At 44.5% G+C, this 814-nt stretch carries 1 protein-coding gene; it reads left to right on the forward strand.

The window, feature by feature from the left end; genetic code table 11:
- A partial coding sequence (locus A3729_RS30860; RefSeq protein WP_304439720.1) for an MBL fold metallo-hydrolase RNA specificity domain-containing protein occupies positions 1-166 on the forward strand: 166 nt, incomplete at its 5' end.
- Between the last annotated feature and the right edge of the window lie 648 nt (positions 167-814).

Below are 814 nucleotides of genomic sequence, written 5' to 3' on the forward strand. Positions count from 1 at the left end.
TTACTCTGCGCATGCAGGTCAGGAAGACTTGCTGAACTTAGTGCAAGGTATGAATGCTAAGCCTTCAGAAATAAGAATTGTTCATGGTGATGATGACGCGAAGAGGGCTTTAAAACAGGCGCTACGGGAATTATTGGGGGAAGAGGTCAGGCTGGTTATCCCTTAAAGATTAAGACACAAAAGACGGTTCACCACCGAGGACACAGAGCGGCCTGCGGACTACACCGAGAAAAGACAAAAAGTTTTTAGTATTTCTTAATCTCTTCCTCTGTGCAGCGAAGCGCCCGGTGTCCTCTGTGGTTCATCGGTTTATCCCATAATGATCAAAACACAAAAGAAGGTTCACCACCGAGGGCACAGAGCGGCCTGCGGCCTACACCGAGAAAAGACAAAAAGTTTTTAGTATTTCTTAATCTCTTCCTCTGTGCAGCGAAGCGCTCGGTGTCCTCTGTGGTTTATTGGTTTATTCCTTAAAGATCAAAACACAAAAGACGGTTCACCACAGAGGGCTCAGAGCGGCCTGCGGCCTACACAGAGAAGAAAATTTAATTTTTTCTAAGTTTATTGTGTTGTTAAGTGAATCAATGGGGTCAGACTCGATTGAAATTATTCTGTTGGAATATAGCGCGTGCGTTGGTAAGCGTTCGGTAATCTCACTTACTGAAACCAATTAACTCCCAACTCCGTATCACCTCTCGAATAAACCCGTGCTTAATCAAGCGCTCTCGATGAACTCTACTAAGTTGTTTCGTTTGAATGGCGACAACACCAGCACTTTGTAATTCACTTAACTTCTCTAGTGAACCAGCTAGCT

It is taken from the genome of Oleiphilus sp. HI0043, assembly GCF_001634935.1.